The organism is Nocardioides sp. LMS-CY, assembly GCF_018732145.1.
In the GTDB taxonomy this organism is placed as follows: Bacteria; Actinomycetota; Actinomycetes; order Propionibacteriales; family Nocardioidaceae; genus Nocardioides; species Nocardioides soli.
Map to the genome: position 1 here is coordinate 2,189,466 of NZ_CP076104.1, position 24,047 is coordinate 2,213,512.

Below are 24,047 nucleotides of genomic sequence, written 5' to 3' on the forward strand. Positions count from 1 at the left end.
AGCCAGAGCGAGACCAACACCCTGGTCGGCACAGCCTGAAATGAGCCGAGGCCGCCCACTCCGCGGGGGAGTGGGCGGCCTCGTACGGCGCAGGGCCGGGTCAGTGCCGGAGCGACTCGTCGTCGACCAGGTGGTGACCGTCGAACTGGTGGCCGTCGGCGGCGCGGCCGTCCATCGGCTCCTGGAGCTCGTGCTCGTGCTCGGAGTGGTGGTGACCCTCCTCCAGCTCGGCCTGGGTCGGCTTCTGCACGTTGTCGGTGTACCACAGCGTGCGGAGCCGGTGGCGGAGCGCCGCGATCCGGCCCTCGCCGGGAGCCGGCAGGCCGTTGGCGTCCGCGGCGTCGGCCTCGAAGCCGTCGACGACCGGGTCGCGGTCGCGAGCGGTGAGCGTGTAGGCCTTCGAGTCCGGCAGCGGCAGGTGGCGCTCGGAGTAGCCGCCCTCGGCCGACCGCATGATGATGCCGGTCTCGTAGCCGTGCAGGAGGGTCTCGTTGTCCTTGCGCTGCAGCGAGATGCACCAGCGGCGGGTGATGATGAACGCCAGGATCGGGCCGACGAACACCGCGCCGCGCAGGAAGTACGTGATCTCGTTGATCGACGCGTGCAGCTTGATGGCGAGGATGTCGTTGCCGCCGGCCGCCCAGAAGAGGCCGTACATCGTCATCAGCGCGACCATCAGGGCGGTGCGGGTCGGGGCGTTGCGCGGCCGCTGGAGCAGGTGATGCTCGCGCTTGTCACCGGTGATCCACGCCTCCAGGAACGGCAGGAGCAGCAGGATCACGAACATCAGCATCGGTAGCACCAGGATCGGGAGCATGACGTTCCAGGAGATCGTGATGCCCCAGAACTCGCTCTCGATACCGGGCATGATCCGCAGCGCGCCGTCCGGCCAGCCCATGTACCAGTCCGGCTGGGAGCCGGCGGTCACCTTGGACGGGTCGTACGGTCCGAGCTTCCACACCGCGTTGATCGACAGCAGGCTGGCGAGCAGCGCGGTCACGCCGAACACGATGAAGAAGAAGCCACCGGCCTTGGCGGCGTACACCGGGAGCATCGGGTAGCCCACGACGTTCTTCTCGGTGCGGCCGGGACCAGGCCACTGCGTGTGCTTGTGGTAGACGAGCAGCAGCATGTGCGCCGCGATCAGCGCGAGCAGCAGGCCGGGGAGCAGCAGCACGTGGACGACGTACAGGCGCGGGATGATCGACTCACCCGGGAACTCGCCGCCGAAGAGGAAGAACGACATGTAGGTGCCGACCACGGGGGTGGCCTTGATGAAGCCGTCCGCGGCCCGGACGCCGGTGCCCGAGAGCAGGTCGTCGGGGAGCGAGTAGCCGGTGAAGCCCTCGAGCGTGCCCAGGATCAGCAGCAGGCAGCCGATCACCCAGTTGAGTTCACGCGGCTTGCGGTGCGCACCGGTGAAGAAGACGCGCAGCAGGTGGATCATCATCGACGCGACGAAGAGCATCGCCGCCCAGTGGTGCATCTGGCGCATCAGCAGGCCGCCACGCACGTCGAAGGAGATCCGCAGCGTCGAGGCGAACGCCTCGGACATGTGGACGCCGCGCAGCTGCTCGTAGGTGCCGTTGTACTGCACCTCGCCCATGCTCGGGGTGAACCAGAGCGTCAGGAAGACGCCGGTGAGCAGCAGGACGACGAAGCTCCAGAGCGCGATCTCGCCGAGCATGAAGGACCAGTGGTCCGGGAAGACCTTGCGCAGGTTCTTCTTGGCGAGGCCGGCGAGGCCGAGGCGCTCGTCGGCCCAGGTGGCGACGGCACCGATGCGCTTGGGCTTGCTCGCTGTCGCAGCGGTCGTCGTGTTGCTGCTGGCGACCTTGCTGGTGTCCATGATCAGCCACGCTCCCAGTAGCTCGGTCCCACGGGTTCGGTGAAGTCGCTCTGCGCCACCAGGTAGCCCTCGCTGTCGACGGCCAGCGGCAGCTGCGGCAGCGGCCGCGCGGCCGGGCCGAAGACCACCTTGGCGGAGTCGGCCAGGTCGAAGGTGGACTGGTGACAGGGGCAGAGCAGGTGGTGGGTGGTGCGCTCGTACAGCGAGATCGGGCAGCCGACGTGGGTGCAGATCTTCGAGTAGCAGAGGATGCCGTCGACGGACCAGTTCTCCCGGCCCTTGCCCGGGATGATCTCGTCGGGCTCCATGCGCACGACGACGACGGCGCCCTTGGACTTGCCGACCTGGAGGGCGAGGCCCTCCAGCGGCTCGCCGTCCCACGGGCTCTTGAACAGGCCCTCGGGCTCGGCGTTCACCAGGTCGCCGATCTGGAGGTCACCCGGCTTGATCGGGGTGCCGACCACGTCGCGGACGACGCGCATGCCCTGCTCCCAGATGGTGTGCTCGAGGCCGGCGCCGGGGTACGGCTGGGCCTTGGTCACCTGGGCGTTGGTCGGGCCGAGGTCGCGCAGGAAGACGATCGCGGGCACGCCGAGCAGGCCGACCGCGCCGAGCAGCGAGTTGCGCACCAGCGGGCGCCGGCCGATGCCGGACTCGGCGAGACCGGTGCTGAGCGCCTCGAGGGTCGCCGCGCGGTCCTCGTCGGAGGACGCCGCCGGGTGGCGGTACTCGACGATCTCCTGGTCGGCCATCAGCTTGCGGGCCCACTGGATCACGCCGAAGCCGAGGAACAGCAGGGCGCCGGCCAGGCACAGGCCGAGGGTGAGGTTCTGGGCGCCGAGGTTACCGACGGTGTCGTTGACGTCGACGGTGAAGTACGCGACGACCAGCAGCACGGTGCAGATCGCCGACAGCCCGAACAGCGTGGCGACCTGGCGCTCCGCGCGCTTCTCGGCCTTCGGGTCGACGTCGGTCGGCCGCCACTGGTGCTCGGGGAGGCCGGGGTTGGCGTAGAGGTCGTCGCGCTCGGGAAGATTCTCGTCCACGGGCTCGTCGTGGCCCCCGTCGTGGGACGGAGTGCTCATGCCGCGTCCACCTTCTTCTTGTTCGAACGGGTCGTGTGGGCGGCGATCCAGACCGCGGCGCCGACACACAGGCCGATGCCGAACAGCCAGGCCGCCATGCCCTCCGGCACGGGTCCGAGACCGCCGAGGCCGAACCCGCCGTACTCGGGCATGTCTCGCAGCGAGTAGAGGTACGCGATGACGTCGCGCTTCTCCTCGGGGGAGAGGTTGCCGTTGGTGAAGTTCGGCATGTTCTGCGGGCCGGTGAGCAGCGCCTGGTAGATGTTCTTGGCGCTGGTCTCGTGCAGTGCCGGCGCGTAACCGCCGCGCGGCATGGCGCCGCCGGAGCCCTGGAAGTTGTGGCAGGCGGTGCAGTTGGTCAGGAAGATCTGGCCACCGCGCGCGATCGCCGCCTGACGCTCCTCGTCGCTGAGGCCCTCGATGCTGTAGTCGGACTCGTCCGGGATGGCCGGGCCGGGGCCGAGGGAGGCGACGTACGCCGACAGCGCGGCGATCTCGTCGTCGTCGAACGCCTCGGGCTTGCTCGGCACCTGCGCGCCGGGCTGCGCCATCGGCATCCGGCCGGTGCTGAGCTGGAAGTCGGCGGCAGCGGCGCCGACGCCGACGAGCGACGGGCCGAGCTGGTTGCCGTTCTCGGTGCTCACGCCCTCGCCGTTCTGGCCGTGGCAGAAGGAGCAGCTCACGAGGAACAGCGCCCGGCCCTTCGCGACGAGCTCCTCGTTGGAGGCGGTCTGGTCGGCCTGGGCGGTCGTGTTGGCGACGGCGGTGAAGATGCCGCCGGTCAGCAGCAGGCCGGCGAGGATGACGAGCAGGCCCGCCAGGGGGCTACGGCGGTGCCGCGAGAGTCGACCTGCGGATCGATTCAGGAGACGCACATCTTGTCCTTGCGTTGGGTAGGTCTACTCGGGGCTACTGGACGAGGTAGATGGTGGCGAAGAGCCCGATCCACACGACGTCGACGAAGTGCCAGTAGTAGGACACGACGATGGCGCTCACCGCCTGCTCGTGGGTGAACTTCCGGGCGACGTAGGTGCGGCCGAGCACGAAGAGGAAGGCGATGAGACCGCCGGTCACGTGGATGCCGTGGAAGCCGGTGGTCAGGTAGAACATCGTGCCGTAGGCCGAGTCCTGGATCGTGATGCCCTCGCGCACCAGCTCGGCGTACTCCGTGGCCTGGCCGCCGATGAAGATCGCACCCATGACGTAGGTCAGGATGAACCACTCGCGCAGGCCCCAGCCCTTGACGTTCCAGACCGAGCCGGTGCGGCCGACCTGGCCGCGCTCGGCGGCGAAGACGCCCAGCTGGCAGGTCAGCGACGACAGCACGAGGATCGTGGTGTTGACCGTGGCGAACGGCACGTTGAGGTGCTGGGTGTTCTGGGCCCACAGGTCCGGGCTCACCGCCCGGATCGTGAAGTACGACGCGAACAGCGCCGCGAAGAACATCAGCTCACTCGAGAGCCAGATGATCGTGCCGACCGAGACCATGCTCGGACGGTCATGATGCCCGTGCAGACGGGAAGCCGGAATCGCAGTTGCTGTCGCCACGGTGGCCATTATGGCGTGACCGCTCGGGGAGGGCACCCCGGCCCCCCGCGTTTCGTCGTCATAAAGTTCACAACGTGCTCATCCCCGCTGTCGGCACCGTCCTGGACGCCGGTGTCGACCTCCCTCGTTTCACCTTCGGCACCGTGCTCACGGGGTGGTCGTTGCAGCCGGTCGCCTTCGTGCTGACCGTCTGGGTGGCCGGTCTCTACATCTGGGGAGTGGTCACGCTGCACCGCCGCGGCGACCGCTGGCCCGTCGGCCGGACGATCGCCTTCGTGCCCGTCGGGATGGGGCTCTTCTACTTCGCCACGGCGTCCGGTCTGGGGGCGTACGACGAGACGCTGATCAGCGTGCACATGGTCCAGCACATGGTCCTGTCGATGCTGGTGCCGCTCTCCCTCGCGCTCGGCGCCCCGGTCACCCTGGCGCTGCGCACGCTGCCGGCCCGGCCCCGGCGCTGGCTGCTCGTCGTACTCCACTCGCGCGTCGCGAAGGTGCTGTCCTTCCCGCCGCTGACGTTCGTGCTCTACGTGACCTCGCCCTGGTCGCTCTACTTCACCGGCTGGTACCCCGCGACGCTGGACTCGACGTACCTCCACGAGACGATGCACCTGCACCTGGTGCTCGTGGGCTGCCTCTTCTTCTGGCCCCTGGTCGGCGTCGACCCGGTGCCCGGCAAGGTGGCCTACCCGTTCCGGATGCTGCTGATCGTGATGACGCTGCCGTTCCACGCCTTCCTCGGGATCACGATCATGCAGGAGGAGGAAGTGCTCGGCGGCGACCACTACGCCTCCCTGCACGACGGGCCGATGGGCGCCTGGCTGCCCGACCCGCTCGACGACCAGCACCTCGCCGGCGGCATCCTCTGGGGCTCCGGTGACCTGATCGCGGTGGCGTTCTTCGGCGTCCTGTTCGTGCAGTGGGTGCGCCAGTCGCTGAAGGAGGCCGAGCGCGAGGACCGGAGGCTGGACCGGCTCGAGGCGCGGGAGCGTGCGGCGTCCGCATCCGGGTCCCCGCCCGAAGCCGGCCCCCAGACCGGAGCCCAGACCGGACCCCAGGCCGGACCCCAGGCCGGACCCCAGACCGCGCCGCAGGTCACACCCTCGGCCGCACCTCCCACCGAGACCGACCGGTAGAGTCGCGAACGTGAACGACGCGACCTCTCGGACCATGCCCCTGCGGGTGCTGGTCTACAGCGATGACGTGAACACCCGCCAGCAGGTGATCCTGGCCCTCGGCCGACGCCCGCACCCGGAGCTGCCCGAGCTCGAGTACGTCGAGGTGGCGACCGAGCCGGTCGTGATCCAGAACATGGACGCCGGTGGCATCGACCTCGTGATCCTCGACGGCGAGGCCGTGCCGGCGGGCGGGATGGGCATCGCCAAGCAGCTCAAGGACGAGATCTACCAGTGCCCGCCGGTGCTGGTGCTCACCGGCCGCCCGCAGGACGCGTGGCTGGCCACCTGGTCGCGGGCCGAGGCCGCCGTGCCGCACCCGCTCGACCCGATCCAGCTCGCGGAGACCGTCGTGTCGCTGCTGAGCTCGCGCGTGCCCGCCGGCACGTGACCAGCTGGCCCGAGGTCCTCGGCGCGCTGGTCGCCGGCACCGACCTCAGCGCGGAGCAGACCGCCTGGGCGATGCACGAGATGCTCTCGGGCGAGGCCACGCCCGTGCAGGTCGCCGGCTTCGCGGTGGCGCTGCGCGCCAAGGGGGAGACGATCGACGAGGTGCTCGGCCTCGTCGAGGCGATGTACGCCGTCGCCACCCCGCTGTCGGTCCCGGGTCGCCTGCTCGACGTCGTGGGCACCGGAGGCGACCGCTCGATGTCGGTGAACATCTCGACGATGTCCGCCATCGTCGCGGCCGGCGCCGGCGCTCGCGTGGTCAAGCACGGCAATCGCTCGGCCTCCTCGCAGTCGGGCTCCGCCGACGTGCTCGAGCAGCTCGGCATCCGTCTCGACCTGCCGCCCGAGCGGGTGGCGTCGGTGGCCGAGCAGGCGGGCATCACCTTCTGCTTCGCGGCCACCTTCCACCCGGCCATGCGGCACGCCGCGGTGGCGCGGCGCGAGCTGGGCATCGGTACGACGTTCAACCTGCTCGGCCCGCTGACGAACCCGGCCCGGGCCGGTGCCCAGGCGATCGGCTGCGCCGACGCGCGGCTGGCGCCGGTGATGGCGGGCGTGTTCGCCGGCCGCGGCGTCGACGCGTGGGTCTTCCGCGGCGACGACGGGCTCGACGAGCTGACGACCACCACGACCTCCCGGGTGTGGCGCGTGCACGAGGGTGCGGTCACCGAGTCCGTGGTCGACCCGGCCGAGCTCGGTATCGCCCGGGGCACCACCGAGGCGCTGCGCGGCGGCGACGCCGCTCACAACGCCGACGTCGTGCGCCGGCTGCTCGGCGGGGAGACCGGCGCCGTACGCGACGCCGTGCTGCTCAACGCCGGCGCGGCGCTGGCCGTGTACGACGACCCCGCGGCCGAACCCGCCGACGCGCTGGCGGCCGGCATCGACAAGGCCCGCGACGCGATCGACTCCGGTGCCGCGAAGGCCACCCTCGAGCGCTGGATCGCCGCGTCCGCCTGAGGGTTGAATCGGGACTTCCGACCGTCAGTCGAGGCCGAGGGAGAACGCCGACTCGAGGTCGTGGCGCGAGTAGGTGCGGAACGCGATGTGGGTCTCGGTGGCGTTGACCCCGGGCACCTTGTTGAGACGGTCGGCGACCACGGCCGCGATGTCGTCGTGGTCGCGCACCCGCACCAGCGCGATCAGGTCGATCTGACCGGTGACCGAGTAGACCTCGCTCACGCCGTCGAGCGCGGCGATGGCCTCGGCCACCTCCGGGATGCGGGCGACGTCGGCCTTCACGAAGACGATGGCGGTGATCACGGGACGGACACTACTCGGCCCCGTGAGCTCAGCGGGCCGGCCGGTGCACCGGGGCGAGCCCGCGGCGGTCGGCGAACGGCACCAGCGAGAGCCGGGACTGGTTGACCGCGTCGTGCACCGCGAGGTGCCGGGTGGCGCCGGCGACCGGGCAGGTCCACTCGCCGTCGACGTCGACCAGGCGGATGCCGGGCGACTCCAGCCAGCGCAGCACCTTCTCGGTCTCCTCCGCGGACGCCGCCGGCACCGGGCCCGGGCCGGGGCGGACCGTCTCGGCCGACTGCCGGAGCGTCGTGACGAACGCGTGGGCGTCGGCCCCGGGCGGGATCACGCCGGCCGCGGCCAGCCGGCCGTGGCGGACCACGTGGACCGCCCACCGGCCGTCGTCCTCGTGCCGCGCGGCGACCACCTCGGGGCAGCGGGTGAGCGCGGCGAGCCGCTGGGTGCGGGCGGCCGCGCGCACGAACGCCGCGAGCCGGTCGCGGTGCACCCCGGCCTCCTCGAAGCGCTCGTCGTCGGCGAGGGCGGCCATCCGCGCGTTGATCGCCTCGACCACCTCGTCGGGACGGCGCAGCAGGGTGTCGCGCAGCTGGCGCACGACCGCGGCGTACGTCGCGGCGTCGACGCTGCCGTCGCAGGGGGACAGGCAGCGGTCCATCTCGGCCAGCACGCAGGGGGTCCGCCCGCCCGCGGGGCCGCCGGGGTCGCGGGCGATCCGGTCGGAGCACTGCCGGATCGGGAACGTGTCGTGGAGCGCGGCCAGGCACTTCTCCGCGGTCTTCTTCGACGAGAACGGGCCGAGGTAGTCGGCGTCGTCGTCGAGCACCCGTCGCACCAGCGACAGCCGCGGCCAGGGCTCGCGGGTCAGCTTGATGAAGTGGACCTTCTCGGGGAACCGGGAGCGCCGGTTGTAGCGGGGCTTGTGCTCCGCGATCAGGCGCAGCTCGCGGACCTCGGCCTCCAGCGCCGTCGCGCACTCGATGCCGTCGACGACGGTCGCGATGCCGACCATCTCGCCGATCCGCGACCGGGTCTCCGAAGCGGTGAAGTACGAGCGCACCCGGGTGCGCAGGTCGCGCGAGGTGCCGACGTAGAGCACGCGCGCCCGGTCGTCGCGGAAGAGGTAGACGCCCGGGGCATGGGGGAGCGCCTCCGCGAGGTGGCGCTTGCGGCGCTGCGCCGTGGAGACCCGGGAGGAGAAGGTCTGCAGCTCCTCGAGGGTGTGCACGCCCAGCCCGCCGAGGCGCTCCATCAGCCCGTGCAGCACGTCGACGGTCGCCCGCGCGTCCTGGAGCGCCCGGTGGTTGGGGGTGGTCGCGGACCCGAACGCCTTCGCGAGCGAGGAGAGCTTGCAGTTGGGCGCGTCGTCGCGGGTGATCACCCGCCGGGCCAGGCGGGCGGTGTCGAGCACCTCGAACGTCGGCCACGGGCGGCCCTGCTGCTCGGCGAAGTAGCGCAGGAACCCGACGTCGAACGGCGCGTTGTGGGCGACCAGCACGCAGCCGGCCGCGAACTCGAGGAACGCCGGGAGCGCCGACTCGATCGGCGGCGCGTCGGAGACCATGCCGTTGGTGATACCGGTCAGCACCGCGATGAAGGCCGGGATCTCGGCGCGGGGGTTGACCAGGGTCTGGAACTCGCCGAGCAGCTCGCCGCCGCGCACCTTGACCGCCCCGATCTCGGTGATCATCGAGCCGCCCTCCGCGGAGCCGCCGGTGGTCTCGAGGTCGACGACGCAGAACGTGATGTCGCGCAGCGGACGGCCCAGCTCGTCGAAACTGCGTTGCGACTCCCAGGTGGAGGTCGCACGCTGAACGCCGCTGTGCACGCGGGGTCCTTGGGCCATGTGCTCGACGCTAGATCCGACCACCGACATTCCTGGGACGACGCGCGGTCGGGTGCGACGCGCGGTCTATGGTGACCACACGTTCAGGGAGAGGAGCGCCGATGACTGTCCCTGACCCGCACGCGCTGGCCGGGCTCCCCGAGCCGGTCCGCGCCCGCGTCGTCGCGCAGACCGCCGAGGTGCTGCCCGACGTGCCGTCGCTGCCCGCTGCCGTACGCCGGGTGGCGTCGTTCGCCCCGGCCCGGCGCGCCCGTCTGGGCGCGAGCGCGATCACCGAGGCGCTCGCCGACGACGAGCTGCGCGAGCGGGTCGGGATCCAGGTGGCCGCGCGCCCGGAGCCCGACGACGGCGACGCCGCGGTGGCCGCCCGGATCTGGCTGGTCCGGCCCGACGGGTGGGAGGAGCAGCTCGCCGAGCGGGTCGAGAGGATCGTGGCGGCCGCGCCCGAGCCGGATCCGCGCGACCGCGAGCTCGAGCGGCTGCGCGGCCGGCTGGCCGAGGCCGAGCAGGCCGTGCGCGACCTGCGCGAGGAGCAGCGGGTCCGGGCCGAGGAGCACAAGGCGGAGCACACCTCGCTGCGGCGCAGGATCGGGGAGGCGCGGGCGGCTGAGCGGGAGGCCCGTGCCCGCGCCGAGCGGGCGGAGGAGGAGCTGGCCGCCGCTCAGGGCGACGTCGAGCGCCGGGTCGCGGCGCTGGAGAAGGAGAACCGCCGGCTCCGCGCCGAGGGGGAGCGCCGCGACGCGGAGGAGGCGCAGGCGCGTCGTACCGCCCGGTCCGACCGCGACGAGGTGACGCTGCGGGCCCGGCTGCTGCTCGACACGGTCATCGACGCGGCCTCCGGGCTGCGCCGCGAGCTGGCGCTGCGGACGGTCGAGGGCGTGCCGGCCGACCGGGTGGAGGCCGAGGTCGCGGCGTCGGGGGCGCGGACGACGAGCGCGGCCGGGGCGCTCGGCGCCGAGAGTCCCGCGCTCCTCGAGCAGCTGCTCGCGATGCCGAGGTCGCGGCTGATCGTCGACGGGTACAACGTCAGCAAGCGGGCCTGGCCGAGCTCGTCGCTGGAGGCCCAGCGCAACCGGCTCGCCGGCGGGCTCGCGGCGCTGGTGGCCCGTACCGGCGCGGAGACCACGCTGGTCTTCGACGCGGCCGAGACCGACCACCGACCGCCGGTGGTCGCCCCGCGCGGGGTCCGCGTGCTCTACAGCCCGCGCGGCGTGATCGCCGACGACGTCGTGCGCGATCTGGTCGCCGTGGAGCCGGCCGGCCGGGTGGTCGTCGTGGTCACCGCCGACCGGGCGGTCGCCGACGACGTGGCCCGCTCCGGCGCCCGGGTGGTCGACCCCGACGCGCTGCTGGGGCTGCTCGCCCGCTGACCGCCGCGACGCGCCTCCCGGACGGTGTCCGGGGGACTGTCGGTGGTCCCTGGCACCGTGCCTCTCATGAGCACGAGAATCGACTGCGACACCTGCGAGGTCCGCGGGTTGCACTGCCACGACTGCGTGGTCACCGTCCTGCTCGGTCCGCCGCCCGAGCTCACCTTCGACGACGACGAGTGCCGCGCGCTCGACGTCCTGGCCGAGAGCGGGCTGGTGCCGCCGCTGCGGCTGGTCCGATCCGTCGACACGCCGCACATGGAGTCGGCGTGAGACGGCCCACCCACGACGCCGCGGGACGGGGGTGGGGCTGATGTGACGCATGTGACTTCTGGGTCGGATGCTGTGGAAAACCGGGGATCCACGGCGGGTCAGCCGCAAGGTCAATGCAAAATTCCGGCGTGTTGCCGGTGGAAGGTTTGGCGACCGCGGTCCGGCATGACTAACCTCAGTCGCTCAGGTGGCCGGGGACGTGGATCACTCGGATCCGCGCGGCCACCGCGCTGAATCCGGATGCGCCGACCCGTCGGAGCATCCGGAGCCGGGGAACCATCGGTGGCGGGCCCGCCCGCCGCCCGGGGTGAATCACCGGAAGGGTGACGGGACGCGTGCGTGCCGGGACCGGACCGGTGTAGGGCAAATGTCGTGCCCGAATCCGTCAGCTCACCCGGTAGGCGTACGACGTACCGAAGGAGACCGCCCGCTCGTGCAGAAGAGCCGGAAGCGACTCGCCACCATCGTCTCGGGTTGCGCCATGATCGCCTGCGTCGGCTTCATGCCGTCCAGCCCCGCGCAGGCGGAGCCGGACATCGACGACGTCCAGGCCCGCGTCGACAAGCTCTACCACGAGGCGGAGCAGGCCCAGGAGCGCTACCACGACGCCCAGCTCGAGCTGAAGGACCTGCAGCGCGACCTGACCTCGCTGAAGGCCGACCAGGCCCGCCAGGACGACGCGTTCGAGGACGTCCGCTCCCAGGTGCAGGACTCGATCGTGCGCCAGTACGAGGGCGAGAGCCTCTCGAACGTCGGCCAGGTCGTGGTCTCCGACGACCCCCAGTCCTTCCTCGCGCAGCTGTCGACGATGTCGGCCTTCAACGACCTGCAGTCGCAGCTGTTCGACAAGTACGCCACCGAGGCCGAGGCGCTCGGCATCCGCCAGCAGGCGACCGAGCGGCGCGCCACCGAGGTCGCCGCGCTCGAGAAGCAGCTGGGCGAGGAGAAGGCGACCGTCGACAAGAAGCTCGAGGAGGCCGAGAGCCTCCTCGACGACCTCAAGGCCAAGGAGCGCGAGGAGATCCTCTCGCGCGGCGTCGCGCGGATCCCCTCCGACGTGCCCGCCTCCGGCCGCGCCTCCGCGGCGATCGCCTACGCGATGGCCCAGGTCGGCGACGCCTACGTCTACGGCGCCGCCGGGCCCAACGCCTTCGACTGCTCCGGTCTCACGATGATGGCCTGGGCCCAGGCCGGCGTCGCGCTGCCGCACTCGTCGAGCGCCCAGTACGGCTCCGGCCCGCACATCGCGATGAGCGACCTCCAGCCCGGCGACCTGGTCTTCTACTACAGCCCGATCAGCCACGTCGGCATGTACATCGGCAACGGCATGATCGTGCACGCCGCCAACCCCGGCACCGGTGTCGTGGTCTCCTCGGTGTCCTCGATGCCGTACGTCGGCGCCGTCCGGCCCGGCTGATCGCCCGATCCGTCGCCCCGGGCCTTGGCGCCTGACGGCACAATGCGGGGGTGAGCACGACCCCCGACCAGCCCCGAGAGGCCGGCCGCCCACGTTGGTGGGTGGCCGGCCTCTCGCTGTGCGTGCTGGTCGCGGCGGCGCTGGTCGGCTGGGCGGTCGTCCGCGACGACGCCTACGTCGCGCCGACGCCGCGGGCGGTGCGCCCGAGCGTCGCGCCGGCGGGGGCCGGCACCACGCTCGCGGCGTTCGAGCGCGCCGTGCGGCAGCGCGACCCGGACGCCGCCCGCGGGCTCGCGCCGGGCGGGGACGACGGCGCCGGTGGCCTGCTGGCGGCGCTGGCGGCGAACGGCGAGGCGCTGCGGGTCACCGACTTCACGCTGCGCTACGTCGACGACGACGGCGCGCCGACCGCCGACGGAGCGTGGACGGCGGCGGTCGACGCGACGTGGCGCTTCCGCGGCTTCGACACGGTCTCGGCCCGCGCCGAGATCACGGCGCACCTGGTCGACGAGGGGGACCGGGTCGCGCTGGCCGGCTTCGGCGGCGGCGACCGGGTCTCCCCGGTCTGGCTCGCGGGCCCGGTCGACGTGCGGCGTACGTCGTCGACCCTCGTGCTGGTCGCGGACTCCGTGGCGGGCGCCGACCGCTACGTCGCTCGTGCCGAGGCCGCCGTGCCGGCCGTTCGTGCCGTGCTGCCGACCTGGCGCCGGGGGCTGGTGGTCGAGGTGCCGGCCTCGGCGCAGGGGCTCGAGCAGGCGCTCGGCGCCGACGCGGGCAGCTACGACCAGATCGCCGCCGTGACCGCCGCGGCCGACGGCTCCGCGGCCCCGCGGTCGGCGGTGCACGTCTTCGCCAACCCCGAGATCTTCGGCGGGCTGCGGCGCACCGGCGCGCAGGTCGTGATGAGCCACGAGGCCACCCATGTCGCGACCGGCGCGTGGGACAGCCGGGCCCCGCTCTGGCTGCTGGAGGGCTTCGCCGACTACGTCGCGCTGCGCGACGTCGCCCTGCCCGTCGAGCGCTCCGCGGCCCAGATCATCGCGACCGTACGCCGGTCCGGCTCGCCGCGGGCGCTGCCCGACGCGGCCGCGTTCGGAGCCCACACGCCCCGGCTTGGCGCGACGTACGAGAGCGCCTGGCTGGCCTGCCGGCTGATCGCCGAGGACGCGGGGGAGGCCGCGCTGGTGACGCTCTACCGCGCCGTCGACCGCGGCCGGAGCGTCGGACCGGCACTGGCGGCGGCCACCGGCCTGAGCGTCGCCGGCCTGACCGGGCGGTGGCGCGACTACCTCGCGACCCTGGCCGACGCGGCGGGGGCGGCATGAGCAGCCCCGACCGGCGGGTCGCGCTGGTCGTCACGCTCGTCGGTGGCGCCGCGTTCGTGGTGCTCGCCGCCCTGCTGGTGCCGTGGCAGCCGGTGCCGGGCGGCACGCCCGCCCCGGTCGCCGTGTCGTCGGTCTTCACCCCCGAGCAGCTCGCGCGCGGCGAGGAGTACGCCCGCTGGTCGCGGGTGCTGAGCTGGAGCTCGCTCGCGGTATCGCTGGTGGTCTCGTGTGTGCTCGGCTTCAGCCGGTGGGGACAGCGCCTGGTCGGGCGGCTGCCCGGCTGGTGGTGGGTGCGGGTGGTGTTGGCCGTCGCGGTGGTCGTGCTGGTGGGCCGGGTCTGCACGCTGCCCTTCTCGGTGGCGCTGCGCCGGCGGGCGCTCGACCACGGGCTGAGCAACCAGGCGTGGAGCGGATTCGCCGCCGACGTCGTCCGCACCGAGATCGTGCAGATCGTGGCGCTGTCGCTCCTGCTGCTGGTGCTGGTCGGGTGTGCCCGACTCTGGCCGCGGGTCTGGCCGGCGGTGGCCGGCGGGCTGCTCGCCGTGCTCGTGCTGGCCGGGTCGTTCGTCTACCCGGTGCTGGTCGAGCCGCTGTTCAACGAGTTCCGGCCGCTGGAGGCGGGGTCGCTGCGCACCGACATCCTGGCGCTCGCCGACCGGGAGGGGGTGCCCGTCGACGACGTGCTCGTGGCCGACGCCTCGCGGCGTACGACCACGCTGAACGCCTACGTGTCCGGCTTCGGCAGCACCCGACGGGTGGTTCTCTACGACAACCTGGTCGACGACGTCCCCCGGGCGCAGGTGCTGTCGGTCGTCGCCCACGAGCTGGCGCACGCCAAGCACGACGACGTGCTCACCGGGTCGCTGCTGGGCGCGGCCGGTGCGGTGTTCGGGGTGGGGCTGCTGGCCCTCGTGGTGGGAGGGCTGTCCCGGCGCGGGCGGCCGTCGATGCCGGAGCCGGCCGTGGTGCCGCTGGTGCTCGCGCTGTTGGCGATCGGCACCTTCCTGGCCTCGCCGATGCAGAACACCATCAGCCGGCAGATCGAGACCCGCGCCGACGTGGACGCGCTCGAGGTGACCCGCGACCCGGCGGCGTTCGAGGCCGTGCAGCGCCAGCTCGCGCTGCGCTCCCTGGCCGACCCGACCCCGCCGGCGCTCTCGCAGTTCTGGTTCGGCTCGCACCCCACCGGCCTGACCCGGATCGCGATCGCCCAGCAGCTCGCCGAGCGCGGCTTCGACGACTGACCCGGTTGGTGCGGGGTCAGCCGACGTAGAGCGCCGCGACGTCGTCCTTGAACTCGCGCATCACGACGTTGCGCTTGAGCTTGAGGCTCGGCGTCAGCTGGCCGCCCTCCTCGGTCCACTCGTCGACGAGGATCGTGAACTTGCGGATCGACTCGGCCTTGGAGACGGCCTTGTTGGCGTCGTCGACGGCCGCCTGGATCTCGGCCTGCAGGTCGGGGTCGTCGACGAGCTCGGCGATGTTGTTGCGCTTGCCGTGCTGCTCGGCCCACAGCGGGATCGCCTCGCGGTCGAGGGTGACCAGCGCCGCGATGAACGGCTGGCCGTCGCCGACGACGATGCACTGGTCGACGAGCAGGTGGCCGCGCAGGCGGTCCTCGAGCACGGCGGGGGCGACGTTCTTGCCGCCCGCGGTCACCAGGATCTCCTTCTTGCGGCCGGTGATCCGCACGAAGCCCTCGTCGTCGACCTCGCCGAGGTCGCCGGTGTGGAACCAGCCGTCGGACTCCAGCACCTCGGCCGTCGCCTCGTCGTTGTGCCAGTAGCCGGCCATCACCTGGCCGCCGCGGAACAGCAGCTCGCCGTCGTCGGCGACCCGGACGGCGGTGCCGGGGAGCGGCCGGCCGACGGTGCCGATCTTCGTGGCGTCGGGGAGGTTCGCGGTGAGCGCCGCGGTGGTCTCGGTCAGGCCGTAGCCCTCGAGCACCACGAGGCCGATGCCCCGGTAGAAGTGGCCGAGGCGTTCGCCGAGCGGGGCGCCGCCGGACACGGCGTACAGGCACCGGCCGCCCAGCGCGGCGCGCAGCTTGCCGTAGACGAGCTTGTCGAAGACGGCGTGCTTGGCGCGGACCGCGAACGGGATCTTGCCGCGCTCGATGCCGCGGGAGTAGGCGATCGCGGTCTCGGCGGCGGCGTCGAAGATCTTGCCGCGGCCGTCGGCGGTGGCACGCTGCGAGGCGGTGTTGAAGACCTTCTCGAAGACCCGGGGGACCGCGAGGATGAACGTCGGGCGGAACTCCGCCAGGTCGGGCAGCAGCTGCTTGATGTCGGCGGTGTGGCCCATCCGGGTGCGCGACTTCACGCAGCCGATCTGGATGATCCGCGCGAACACGTGGGCCAGCGGCAGGAAGAGCAGCGTGGCGCCGTCGTCCTCGTGGAAGAGCCGCTCGAGCTCGTCGACCGCGACGCCCAGCTCGAACATGAAGTTGCCGTGGGTGAGCATGCAGCCCTTGGGGCGGCCGGTCGTGCCCGAGGTGTAGATCAGGGTCGCGAGGTCGAGGGGCGTCGCCGTCGTACGCCGCTTCTCGAGCTCCTCGTCGGAGATGTCGCCGCCGAGCCGGGTCAGCGCGTCGACCGCGTTGTCGGTGATCGACCAGACGTGGTTGAGCTGGTCGAGCTCGGCGCGGGACTCGGCCACGCGGGCGAGGTGGCCGGAGGTCTCGGCGATGACCGCGCGGGCGCCGGAGTCGCCGAGGATCCATCGGATCTGCTCGGCCGAGGAGGTCTCGTAGATCGGCACGGTGACGGCGCCCGCGAACCAGATGGCGTAGTCGAGCAGCGTCCACTCGTAGCGCGTCTTGGAGATCAGCGCGACCCGGTCGCCGACCTCGATGCCGGCGGCGATCAGGCCCTTGGCCACCGCGCCGACCTCGGCGAGGAAGGCGGCCGCGGTCACGTCGACCCACGGGCTCTCGGGGCCGCCGGCGCGCCGGCTGAACATCACCGTCGAAGCGGCCTCGCGCGCGTTGGTCACCACGTCGTCGGTGAGATTGCCGGTGGTCGGGATCTCGGTCGTCAGCGGGGTCGAGAACTCACGCACCGGCTGAGGTTACCGCGTGTTCGAGGGTCCGGCCCATCCGGTACGCTCGCAGCCCCAGTGGAGACCTACCAGTCGAGACCAGCCCGTGAGCAAGGGGGCCCGATGGCCGAGCAGACCACCTCGTCGATCGTCATCGACGCCGCCCCCGCCGAGGTCATGGAGGTCATCGGGGACTTCCCGGCCTACCCCGAGTGGGCCAAGGGCGTCACGACCGCCGAGGTGGTCGCGGAGGGTGCCGACGGCTGGGCGGAGCAGGTGTTCTTCGCGCTCGACGTCAGCCCGATCAAGGACGAGTACACCCTCGCCTACGAGTGGGACGGCTACGACGAGGTCACCTGGACGCTGGTCGAGGGCAAGATGCTGCGCGCGCTCGACGGCGCCTACGTGCTGCGCGACCTCGGCAACGGGTCCACCGAGGTGACCTACCGCCTGGCGCTCGACGTCTCGATCCCGCTGATCGGCATGCTCAAGCGCAAGGGCGAGAAGATCCTGATCGAGACCGCGCTCAAGGGCCTGAAGAAGCGCGTCGAGTCGACCTCGTAGTGCGCATCCTCCTGTTCACCGGCAAGGGAGGGGTCGGGAAGTCGACGATCGCGGCCGGTACGGCGGCGCTGGCGGCCGCCGCCGGACGGCGCACGCTCGTGCTCTCGACCGATGCGGCGCACTCGCTGGCCGACGCGTTCGGCTGCCCGCCCGGCACGATCGGCGCGGAGCCGACCGAGGTCGCGAGCAACCTCTACGTCCAGCAGGTCGACGCCCAGCTGCGCTTCGAGCAGTCCTGGGCCGATGTCCAGCGCTACCTGCTCTCGGTGCTCGACGCGACCGGCCTCGACCCCGTCACCGCGGAGGAGCTGACGGTCATCCCCGGCGCCGAGGAGGTGCTGGCGCTGCTCGAGCTGCGGCTCCAGGCCCGGTCGGGCGCCTGGGAGGTGATCGTCGTCGACTGCGCGCCGACGGCGGAGACGCTGCGGCTGCTCGCGCTCCCGGAGGCGCTCGGCTGGTACCTGCACCGGGTGCTCCCCGTCGAGCGGCGCGTGGTCAAGGCGCTGCGGCCGGTGCTGAGCCGGGCTGCGGGCGTGCCGATGCCGGGGGACACCGTCTTCGACGCGATCGAGCGACTGCACGCCGAGCTCGACGAGGTCCGGACCCTGCTGGCCGGTCCGGACGCCAGCGTGCGGATCGTGCTGACCCCCGAGAACGTCGTGCTCGCCGAGGCGCGCCGGTCGTACACGACCCTGTCGCTCTTCGGCTACCGGGTGGACGGCGTGGTCGCCAACCGGGTGTTCCCCGACGGCGGCGCCGACGACTGGCGGGCCGGCTGGGTGGTCGCGCAGGACGAGGTGCTCGAGCGGGTCACGGAGTCCTTCGCCGGGCTGCCGCTGTGGCGCTCGGCGTACCGACCCCGCGAGCCGGTCGGCGTGGCGGCGCTGACCGCGCTGGCGGGGGAGGTGTACGGCGCCGACGACCCGCTGGCGGCCGCGACGGGCAGCGGGCCGTTCCAGGTCACCCGCGGACGCGGCGGCACGGTGCTGCGGCTCGCGCTGCCGCTGGTCTCGCGCGCCGAGGTCCAGCTGGCGCGCACCGGCGACGATCTGGTCGTGACCGTGGGATCGTATCGTCGGGTGGTCACGCTCCCATCCGGGCTGGCGCGGCACCGCGTCGCCGGTGCCCGGGTGGAGGCGGGCGAGCTGCGGGTGCGGTTCGTCGAGGGCCCCGTGGACGAGGCAGGGAGATGACGTGAGCGGGGACGGGAACGAGCCGGGCGACGGGCCCGAGGGGCCCGAGGTGGGCAGCCTCGCCGAGGAGGCCGCGAAGCTCCTCGGTGCGCTGACCGGCTGGGCGAGGGACGCGACCCACGACGTGGAGGAGCATCTGGCCACCGGCGCGCCGGAGTGCTCGTACTGCCCGATCTGCCGCACCGTGCACGCGGTGCGGGAGCTGAGCCCCGAGGTGCGCACGCAGCTCGCGAGCGCGGCGACCTCGGCGCTCCACGCCCTCGCCGGGCTGGTGGCCGCGGCCGGCACCCACGATCGGGGCGCCGCGGAGAGCGGGGTCGAGCACATCGACCTCGACGACGAGGGCGACGAGTGGCCCGACGACACCGATCCCGAGGAGGACGACCGATGAGCAGGCTGCGTCGATCACCGCGTGTCTCGCCGAACGGCGGTGGATGCTCCACCTTCCTCAGCTGGCATCAGGTGGACTGCCCACCTCCCGCTGCACGGGGGGCCGAGGAGCGGTGGGCGCTCCACCTGCCCCGGCCGGCATCAGGTGGACTGCCCACCGCCGCCCGGATCCGGCCGCAGGCGGTGGCCCGATGAGCCTGGCCTGTGGGATCGACGTGGGCGGCACCAAGATCGCCGGTGGCGTGGTCGACGAGCACGGCGTGATCCTCGAGGCGCTGCGCGTGGAGTCGCCGGCGACCGACGCCGAGGCGATCGAGGAGGCGATCGCGGGCCTGGTCACCGACCTGCGGTCCCGCCACGACATCGCCACCGTCGGCGTCGGCGCGGCGGGCTACATCGACAAGGCCCGGGCGGTGGTGTTGTTCGCCCCCAACGTGGCCTGGCGCAACGAGGACCTCAAGGGTGAGCTCGAGAAGCGGGTCGACCTGCCCGTCGTGATCGAGAACGACGCCAACGCCGCGGCCTGGGGCGAGTTCGTCTACGGAGCCGGCCACGACGTCGACGACCTGCTGCTCGTGACGGTCGGCACCGGTGTCGGCGGCGGCCTGGTGCTCGACGGCGAGGTCTACCGCGGGGCGAACGGCGTCGGCGCCGAGATCGGCCACATGCGCGTCGTACCGAACGGGATCCTCTGCGGCTGCGGCAAGCACGGCTGCTTCGAGCAGTACGCCAGCGGCTCCGCCCTGGTGCGCGAGGCCCGAGCGCTGGCGATGAGCGGCGCGATGATCGCGCAGGGCATGCTCCAGCGCGCCGGCGGCGACCTGAACGCGATCACCGGGCCGCTGATCACCGAGGCCGCCCAGCACGGCGACCAGGGCGCGATCCAGCAGCTCTCCGAGCTCGGTCGGTGGCTGGGCGAGGGCATCGCGTCGCTCACCGAGATCCTCGACCCCGGGGTGGTCGTGATCGGCGGCGGCGTGAGCGAGGCCGACGAGCTGCTGCTCGGCCCCACCCGCGAGGCGTTCGGCGCCCAGCTGGTCGGCCGCGGCTTCCGCCCGATCCCCGAGATCCGCAAGGCCCGCCTCGGCAACCGCGCCGGCCTGATCGGCGCCGCCGACCTGTCCCGGCGCTGAGTCGCTCCGTGAAGGGTTGAGTATTCGGGTCCGGAGCGCCACAATTGTGGTCATGTCTGTCGAGCCGCTGCGCGAAGTTCGCAACCACTTCAGCGACGTCATTGATCGCGTCGAACGCGAGCACGAGCGGGTTACGGTCACGCGCAACGGCCGGGCCGCGGCCGTCATCATCAGTCCCGACGACCTTGCCGAGCTGGAGGAGACCCTCGCCGTGCTCAGCGATCCGCAGGCCATGGCCGACATCCGGGAGGCCGATGCCGCCTACCGCACCGGAGATGTCGTTCGCGGCGCGGACGCGGTGCGGGCCCTTCGTCGGTGAGCACGAGCCCGCCGTACGAACTGGTCCTGGCCCCTCCGGCCGTCCGGGCCCTGCAGTCGGGGCTGCCGGAGCCGGTGGCGACCGCGGTCATCGAGTTCCTCACCGGGCCGCTGCTCGAGAACCCGCAGCGGGTCGGGAAGGCGCTGCGTGGCGAGCTGGCCGGTATCCGCGCGGCTCGGCGCGGCACCTACCGCGTGCTCTATCGCATCGACGACGAGGCCGATGAGATCCTCGTGATGCGCATCGAACACCGGGCGGAGGTGTATCGGCCGAGGTAGCGGCGTCCGAGCGGCGTGGTCGAATAGCCCGCGTGGCTCTGTTCATCGGCGTCGACATCGGCGGCACCAAGGTCCTGGCGACGGCCGTGTCGCGCTCCGGGCGGGTGCTGCGCACGGCACTGCGCACGACGCCGGGGCGCCGGGTGGAGGCGAGTCTGGTCGAGGACGCGCTGACCGAGGCGGTCCAGGAGATCGCGGGCATCCGCCGGATCAGCGCGATCGGGATCGCCGCGGCCGGCTTCGTCGACGCGCAGGGGGAGCGGGTGCGGTTCGCGCCGCACCTGCCGTGGCGCGACGAGGGCGTGCGCGCGCGGCTGGCCGAGCGCTGGAGCGCGCCGGTGGTGCTCGACAACGACGCGAACTGTGCGGCCCGCGCCGAGGTCGTGTACGGCGCGGTGGGGGACGCCGAGAACGCGCTGGTCATCACGCTGGGCACCGGGATCGGCGGCGCGGTCGTGCTCGAGAGCACCGTGCACCGCGGCTACAACGGCATGGCGGGGGAGTTCGGCCACATGCAGGTCGTGCCCGACGGCCGCGGCTGCGAGTGCGGCGGCGCCGGCTGCTGGGAGCAGTACTGCAGCGGCAACGCGCTGGTCCGCTTCGTCCGCGAGCGCGGCGGTGGCGACCAGCTGACCGGTCCGATGATCACCGAGGCCGCCGAGGCCGGCGACCCGCTGGCGCTGGAGGCGTTCGCGTCCGTGGGCACGTGGCTCGGCGTCGGGGTGGCCAACCTGGTCGCGGCGTTCGATCCCGAGATCGTGGTGATCGGGGGCGGGCTCTCGGCCGCGGGCGACCTGCTGCTCGAGCCGGCGCGCAGCGCGCTGCGTACGTCGTTGGTCGGGGCCGACCACCGCACGGTCCCGCCGGTCGTCCGCGCCGCGCTCGGGCCGGAGGCCGGGGCGATCGGGGCGGCCGACCTGGCCCGGCAGCGGTTCAGGACCGCCGGTACTCGGGCACGAGCTCGACGGCAAGCTGCTCGAGGAACAGCCCGACGTCGGTGACGATGCCGCGGGCCTGGGAGGAGCCCCGGTCGGCGAGCTTGGTGACCGTCGCCGGGTTGATGTCGACGCAGACCAGCGGGATCGACGCCGGCAGGATGTTGCCGGTCGCGACGGAGTGCAGCATGGTCGCGGTCATCAGGCAGAAGCCGACGTCCTCGAGCTGGGCGCGCATCGCACGCTGACCCTCGATGACGTCGGTGTAGACGTCGGGCAGCGGGCCGTCGTCGCGCACCGAGCCGACCAGCACGTACTCCTTGTCGTGCCGGACGAGAGCGTGCATGATCCCGCGGGTCAGCACCCCGGCCTCGACCGCCTCGCGGATCGAGCCCGCCTTGCGGATCGTGTTGATCGCGCGGATGTGGTGCTCGTGGCCGTGCTCGACGCCGCGGCCCATCGCGAGGTCGACGCCGAGGCTGGTGCCATAGAGCGCGGACTCGATGTCGTGGGTCGCGAGGGCGTTGCCGGCGAACAGCACGTCGACGTACCCCGCCTCGACCATCGCGACCATCGCCGGTGCGGCGCCGGTGTGGACGATGCCCGGGCCGCCGACCCACAGCACCTTCTTGCCGGCCGCCTTGGCCTCGCGCATGCCGTCGGCGACCTGGCGCACCAGCACGGCCTGGGGCTTCTCCGAGGACACCTCCGACTCCATGAACCCGAACGCCTCCCCGCTCCGGTCGGGCGCCGGGATCGTCACCTTGATGCCGTCGGCGCCGGTGACGACGAGCATGCCGGCGCGTACGTCGGACATCGGCAGCGTGTAGACGCGGACCGGCTTGCCGTCGGCGTCGCGCTCGAGCACCAGGCCGCAGTCCATCTCCGGGTTCTCGACCTGCAGCCAGGTGCCGTCGATGCGCACCCGGGTCTCGAGGTTCGTGGTCGAGTAGAACTGGTCGGGGAAGACGCCGTCCCGGTCGGCCTCCGTGACCTGGGCGGTGCCCGGGTCGACCTGGTTCACGCCGCGGGTCTGCAGCCGCATCAGCAGTCGCTGGAGCGACTCCTCGTCCTCCGCGATCACGTTGACCACGGCGTGCGAGGTGTCGTCGGTCTCGCGGCCGACGTCGAAGCGGTCGATCGTGTAGTCGCCGCCGTACTCGCGGATGTCGTCGAGGACCCGCGACAGGATGCCGTGGTCCATCAGGTGGCCGGTGATCTCGACGGTCTCGTTGACGCTCACGATGGCACAGTAATGCCGGGGGGCTTCGAGACGACCACTAGACCTGCGCGCCGTCGTCCCAGGGGTCGCGGGGCTCGCGGGGCATCTTGAGCACCAGGTAGACGAAGCCGCCGACGAAGCCGGCGATCAGCAGGTAGCCCAGCCAGCTGGGCAGGTCGATGCCGAGGATCAGCGAGACCAGCAGGATGGTCGGCGAGCCGAAGACGCCGGCCCAGGCCAGCCCGCGGTCGGGGGCCACCGTCGGGAGCGGCGGTGGTGGTGGCGGCACGTAGCCGTCCTCGGCGTCGTCGAGGTCGGCGGGCTCGTGCCCGACGTAGGGGTCATCGGCGTCCTCGAGGAACGCGCGCGGGTCGCCGAACCGACCGCCGAAGGGTGCGTCGGACACCGGTGGCTCGGCCGCGGGCGACTCGTCGATCTCGGCGCGCTCGCCGTAGTTGTCGACGATCGCCTGCCAGGCGCGCTCGTCGGCGCTCTGGTCGTGGTGATCGTGATCGCCGCGCTCGTCGCGCGGGTCGCGGGGGTCCGGCACATCCACGAGCGTATGCCCGTCCTACGAAATAGTGGCCACTCGGGCGACGAATGCGGCACTCTCGTCGAAGATCCGCTGGGCGTCGTGGTCGAGCGTGGCGACGTGGTAGCTGTCCGCGAGCCGGACCACGGTGACGTCGCGGGAGGACACCCGGCCGGTGATCAGCGGCTCGGAGGCCTCGTCGACGACGTGGTCCTCGGCCGAGCGGAAGTAGAGCAGCGGCGCGGTGACCTTCGGCAGGTCGGCGACCAGCTCCGGCCACTGCTGCATCATCGAGTGGACCGCCTTCAACGGCGTACGCGTGTAGCCGAACTCCTCGGCGCCCGGCTTCTTGATGTCGTCGGCGATGCCGGGAAACGACTTCACCAGGTGCTTGAGCACCGGCAGCAGCTTGACGTCGAGTCGCTTGGTCGCCACCGCCGGGTTCACCACCATCACGCCGGCGACGTCGCCCGGCCGGTCCGCGGCGAGCCGCAGCACGAGCGCGCCGCCCATCGACAGGCCACCCACGACGACGGCGTCGTTCTCGGCGACCAGCCGGTCGAGGGTCCGGTCGAGCTCGGCGTACCAGTCGGCCCAGGTCAGCGTGTTGAGCTCCTGCCACGTGGTGCCGTGCCCGGGCAGGCGCGGCACCTCGACGGCGTACCCACGCTCCGCCAGTGCCTCGCCCCACGGCTTCATCGAGGCCGGCTGGCCGGTGAATCCGTGGCTGAGGAGGACCCCGATCCGGCGGCCTCCGGTCAGCTCCGGCCGGGCGGGCTCCGACAGCGGCGCGGCCAGCGGATGGATCGTCATCTGCGCAGTGTGCACCACCGGACCCGTCTCG

General features: G+C 72.4%; 25 protein-coding genes and 1 riboswitch. Of the genes, 15 read left to right on the forward strand and 10 right to left on the reverse strand.

Going from position 1 to position 24,047, the window contains the following annotated elements; translation table 11 throughout:
• Positions 1-100: 100 nt before the first annotated feature.
• The 4 genes from qcrB to ctaE are packed head-to-tail and all read right to left on the reverse strand — an operon-like array spanning position 101 to position 4,422.
• Complete coding sequence (gene qcrB, locus KM427_RS10620) at positions 101-1,849, reverse strand: cytochrome bc1 complex cytochrome b subunit (RefSeq protein WP_215527160.1); 1,749 nt, start codon at positions 1,847-1,849, stop codon at positions 101-103.
• Positions 1,850-1,851: 2 nt separating this feature from the next.
• Positions 1,852-2,934 carry a cytochrome bc1 complex Rieske iron-sulfur subunit gene (gene qcrA / locus KM427_RS10625; protein WP_183590458.1) on the reverse strand — a complete coding sequence of 361 codons (1,083 nt, stop codon included), beginning with the start codon at positions 2,932-2,934 and terminating at the stop codon, positions 1,852-1,854.
• Complete coding sequence (qcrC, locus tag KM427_RS10630) at positions 2,931-3,809, reverse strand: cytochrome bc1 complex diheme cytochrome c subunit (protein WP_183590457.1); 879 nt, start codon at positions 3,807-3,809, stop codon at positions 2,931-2,933. Before qcrC ends, qcrA begins: the two co-directional genes overlap by 4 nt.
• A gap of 34 nt (positions 3,810-3,843) precedes the next feature.
• The gene (gene ctaE, locus KM427_RS10635) at positions 3,844-4,422 is read right to left on the reverse strand and encodes an aa3-type cytochrome oxidase subunit III (protein WP_246389906.1); all 579 of its coding nucleotides are present in this window, start codon (positions 4,420-4,422) and stop codon (positions 3,844-3,846) included.
• A gap of 134 nt (positions 4,423-4,556) precedes the next feature.
• Between ctaE and KM427_RS10640 the strand changes: the two genes are divergently transcribed.
• From KM427_RS10640 to trpD, 3 genes are read left to right on the forward strand one after another with little or no spacing between them, the layout of a single operon-like run.
• Positions 4,557-5,618, forward strand: a complete 1,062-nt coding sequence (locus KM427_RS10640) for a cytochrome c oxidase assembly protein (protein ID WP_252275268.1) — start codon at positions 4,557-4,559, stop codon at positions 5,616-5,618.
• Positions 5,619-5,652: 34 nt separating this feature from the next.
• Positions 5,653-6,048, forward strand: coding sequence for an Rv3143 family two-component system response regulator (locus tag KM427_RS10645; RefSeq protein WP_183592131.1), 396 nt, complete (start codon positions 5,653-5,655; stop codon positions 6,046-6,048).
• Positions 6,045-7,067, forward strand: coding sequence for an anthranilate phosphoribosyltransferase (trpD, locus tag KM427_RS10650; RefSeq protein WP_183590454.1), 1,023 nt, complete (start codon positions 6,045-6,047; stop codon positions 7,065-7,067). The genes KM427_RS10645 and trpD overlap by 4 nt, the downstream gene beginning before the upstream one ends.
• Positions 7,068-7,091: 24 nt before the next feature.
• On the opposite strand, the gene KM427_RS10655 is transcribed toward trpD, so the two are convergent.
• Both KM427_RS10655 and KM427_RS10660 read right to left on the reverse strand, forming a co-directional pair.
• Complete coding sequence (locus KM427_RS10655) at positions 7,092-7,370, reverse strand: Lrp/AsnC family transcriptional regulator (RefSeq protein WP_183590453.1); 279 nt, start codon at positions 7,368-7,370, stop codon at positions 7,092-7,094.
• Between the two features lie 28 nt (positions 7,371-7,398).
• Positions 7,399-9,213, reverse strand: a complete 1,815-nt coding sequence (locus KM427_RS10660) for a DEDD exonuclease domain-containing protein (RefSeq protein WP_215527161.1) — start codon at positions 9,211-9,213, stop codon at positions 7,399-7,401.
• Between the two features lie 101 nt (positions 9,214-9,314).
• Here KM427_RS10660 and KM427_RS10665 point away from each other — a divergent pair, with 101 nt between their 5' ends.
• The 5 genes from KM427_RS10665 to KM427_RS10685 all read left to right on the forward strand — a co-directional run bounded on the left by KM427_RS10665 (position 9,315) and on the right by KM427_RS10685 (position 14,842).
• Positions 9,315-10,583, forward strand: coding sequence for an NYN domain-containing protein (locus KM427_RS10665; protein ID WP_215527162.1), 1,269 nt, complete (start codon positions 9,315-9,317; stop codon positions 10,581-10,583).
• A gap of 66 nt (positions 10,584-10,649) precedes the next feature.
• Entirely contained in the window at positions 10,650-10,856 is a 207-nt protein-coding gene (locus KM427_RS10670; protein WP_183590450.1) for a hypothetical protein, read from the forward strand.
• 233 nt (positions 10,857-11,089) lie between these two features.
• Positions 11,090-11,276: riboswitch (cyclic di-AMP (ydaO/yuaA leader) on the forward strand.
• Between the two features lie 13 nt (positions 11,277-11,289).
• Positions 11,290-12,273, forward strand: coding sequence for a C40 family peptidase (locus KM427_RS10675; protein WP_183590449.1), 984 nt, complete (start codon positions 11,290-11,292; stop codon positions 12,271-12,273).
• 50 nt (positions 12,274-12,323) lie between these two features.
• A complete protein-coding gene (locus KM427_RS10680) occupies positions 12,324-13,598 on the forward strand; it encodes a hypothetical protein (protein ID WP_215527163.1) in 1,275 nt (424 codons plus the stop codon).
• Positions 13,595-14,842 (forward strand): M48 family metallopeptidase, encoded by a 1,248-nt coding sequence (locus tag KM427_RS10685; RefSeq protein ID WP_215527164.1) that lies wholly within the window; start codon positions 13,595-13,597, stop codon positions 14,840-14,842. The genes KM427_RS10680 and KM427_RS10685 overlap by 4 nt, the downstream gene beginning before the upstream one ends.
• Positions 14,843-14,858: 16 nt before the next feature.
• Here KM427_RS10685 and KM427_RS10690 read toward each other — a convergent pair whose 3' ends face one another.
• Positions 14,859-16,658, reverse strand: coding sequence for an AMP-dependent synthetase/ligase (locus KM427_RS10690; RefSeq protein WP_215527165.1), 1,800 nt, complete (start codon positions 16,656-16,658; stop codon positions 14,859-14,861).
• A 102-nt stretch (positions 16,659-16,760) separates the two neighbouring features.
• On the opposite strand from KM427_RS10690, the gene KM427_RS10695 reads away from it, so the two are divergent.
• The 7 genes from KM427_RS10695 to KM427_RS10725 all read left to right on the forward strand — a co-directional run bounded on the left by KM427_RS10695 (position 16,761) and on the right by KM427_RS10725 (position 21,515).
• Positions 16,761-17,201 carry an SRPBCC family protein gene (locus tag KM427_RS10695; protein WP_215527166.1) on the forward strand — a complete coding sequence of 147 codons (441 nt, stop codon included), beginning with the start codon at positions 16,761-16,763 and terminating at the stop codon, positions 17,199-17,201.
• Positions 17,201-18,394: an ArsA family ATPase gene (locus KM427_RS10700; RefSeq protein ID WP_215527167.1), complete on the forward strand. Its 1,194-nt coding sequence runs from the start codon at positions 17,201-17,203 to the stop codon at positions 18,392-18,394. The genes KM427_RS10695 and KM427_RS10700 overlap by 1 nt, the downstream gene beginning before the upstream one ends.
• 1 nt (position 18,395) lies before the next feature.
• Positions 18,396-18,785, forward strand: a complete 390-nt coding sequence (locus KM427_RS10705) for a hypothetical protein (protein ID WP_215527168.1) — start codon at positions 18,396-18,398, stop codon at positions 18,783-18,785.
• A gap of 190 nt (positions 18,786-18,975) precedes the next feature.
• The gene (locus KM427_RS10710; RefSeq protein WP_183590442.1) at positions 18,976-19,917 is read left to right on the forward strand and encodes an ROK family glucokinase; all 942 of its coding nucleotides are present in this window, start codon (positions 18,976-18,978) and stop codon (positions 19,915-19,917) included.
• A 52-nt stretch (positions 19,918-19,969) separates the two neighbouring features.
• Complete coding sequence (locus tag KM427_RS10715) at positions 19,970-20,236, forward strand: type II toxin-antitoxin system Phd/YefM family antitoxin (RefSeq protein ID WP_183590441.1); 267 nt, start codon at positions 19,970-19,972, stop codon at positions 20,234-20,236.
• Positions 20,233-20,514: a type II toxin-antitoxin system RelE family toxin gene (locus KM427_RS10720; protein WP_183590440.1), complete on the forward strand. Its 282-nt coding sequence runs from the start codon at positions 20,233-20,235 to the stop codon at positions 20,512-20,514. The genes KM427_RS10715 and KM427_RS10720 overlap by 4 nt, the downstream gene beginning before the upstream one ends.
• A 32-nt stretch (positions 20,515-20,546) precedes the next feature.
• Positions 20,547-21,515, forward strand: coding sequence for an ROK family protein (locus KM427_RS10725; RefSeq protein WP_183590439.1), 969 nt, complete (start codon positions 20,547-20,549; stop codon positions 21,513-21,515).
• Here KM427_RS10725 and KM427_RS10730 read toward each other — a convergent pair.
• From KM427_RS10730 to KM427_RS10740, 3 genes are read right to left on the reverse strand one after another with little or no spacing between them, the layout of a single operon-like run.
• The gene (locus tag KM427_RS10730; RefSeq protein WP_183590438.1) at positions 21,448-22,692 is read right to left on the reverse strand and encodes an ornithine cyclodeaminase, nickel-pincer nucleotide-dependent; all 1,245 of its coding nucleotides are present in this window, start codon (positions 22,690-22,692) and stop codon (positions 21,448-21,450) included. The genes KM427_RS10725 and KM427_RS10730 overlap by 68 nt on opposite strands.
• Positions 22,693-22,729: 37 nt before the next feature.
• Positions 22,730-23,221, reverse strand: a complete 492-nt coding sequence (locus KM427_RS10735; protein ID WP_215527169.1) for a hypothetical protein — start codon at positions 23,219-23,221, stop codon at positions 22,730-22,732.
• Positions 23,222-23,242: 21 nt separating this feature from the next.
• The gene (locus KM427_RS10740) at positions 23,243-24,016 is read right to left on the reverse strand and encodes an alpha/beta hydrolase (RefSeq protein ID WP_215527170.1); all 774 of its coding nucleotides are present in this window, start codon (positions 24,014-24,016) and stop codon (positions 23,243-23,245) included.
• Positions 24,017-24,047 lie beyond the last annotated feature (31 nt).

Coding starts and splice junctions, on each gene's coding strand:
- KM427_RS10670 (WP_183590450.1), top strand. CDS start 10,650: ATGAGCACGAGAATCGACTGCGACACCTGCGAGGTCCGCGGGTTGCAC.
- KM427_RS10740 (WP_215527170.1), bottom strand. CDS start 24,016: ATGACGATCCATCCGCTGGCCGCGCCGCTGTCGGAGCCCGCCCGGCCG.
- qcrB (WP_215527160.1), bottom strand. CDS start 1,849: ATGGACACCAGCAAGGTCGCCAGCAGCAACACGACGACCGCTGCGACA.
- KM427_RS10660 (WP_215527161.1), bottom strand. CDS start 9,213: ATGGCCCAAGGACCCCGCGTGCACAGCGGCGTTCAGCGTGCGACCTCC.
- ctaE (WP_246389906.1), bottom strand. CDS start 4,422: ATGGTCTCGGTCGGCACGATCATCTGGCTCTCGAGTGAGCTGATGTTC.
- KM427_RS10710 (WP_183590442.1), top strand. CDS start 18,976: ATGAGCCTGGCCTGTGGGATCGACGTGGGCGGCACCAAGATCGCCGGT.
- KM427_RS10645 (WP_183592131.1), top strand. CDS start 5,653: ATGCCCCTGCGGGTGCTGGTCTACAGCGATGACGTGAACACCCGCCAG.
- KM427_RS10695 (WP_215527166.1), top strand. CDS start 16,761: ATGGCCGAGCAGACCACCTCGTCGATCGTCATCGACGCCGCCCCCGCC.
- qcrA (WP_183590458.1), bottom strand. CDS start 2,934: ATGAGCACTCCGTCCCACGACGGGGGCCACGACGAGCCCGTGGACGAG.
- KM427_RS10665 (WP_215527162.1), top strand. CDS start 9,315: ATGACTGTCCCTGACCCGCACGCGCTGGCCGGGCTCCCCGAGCCGGTC.
- KM427_RS10715 (WP_183590441.1), top strand. CDS start 19,970: ATGTCTGTCGAGCCGCTGCGCGAAGTTCGCAACCACTTCAGCGACGTC.
- KM427_RS10685 (WP_215527164.1), top strand. CDS start 13,595: ATGAGCAGCCCCGACCGGCGGGTCGCGCTGGTCGTCACGCTCGTCGGT.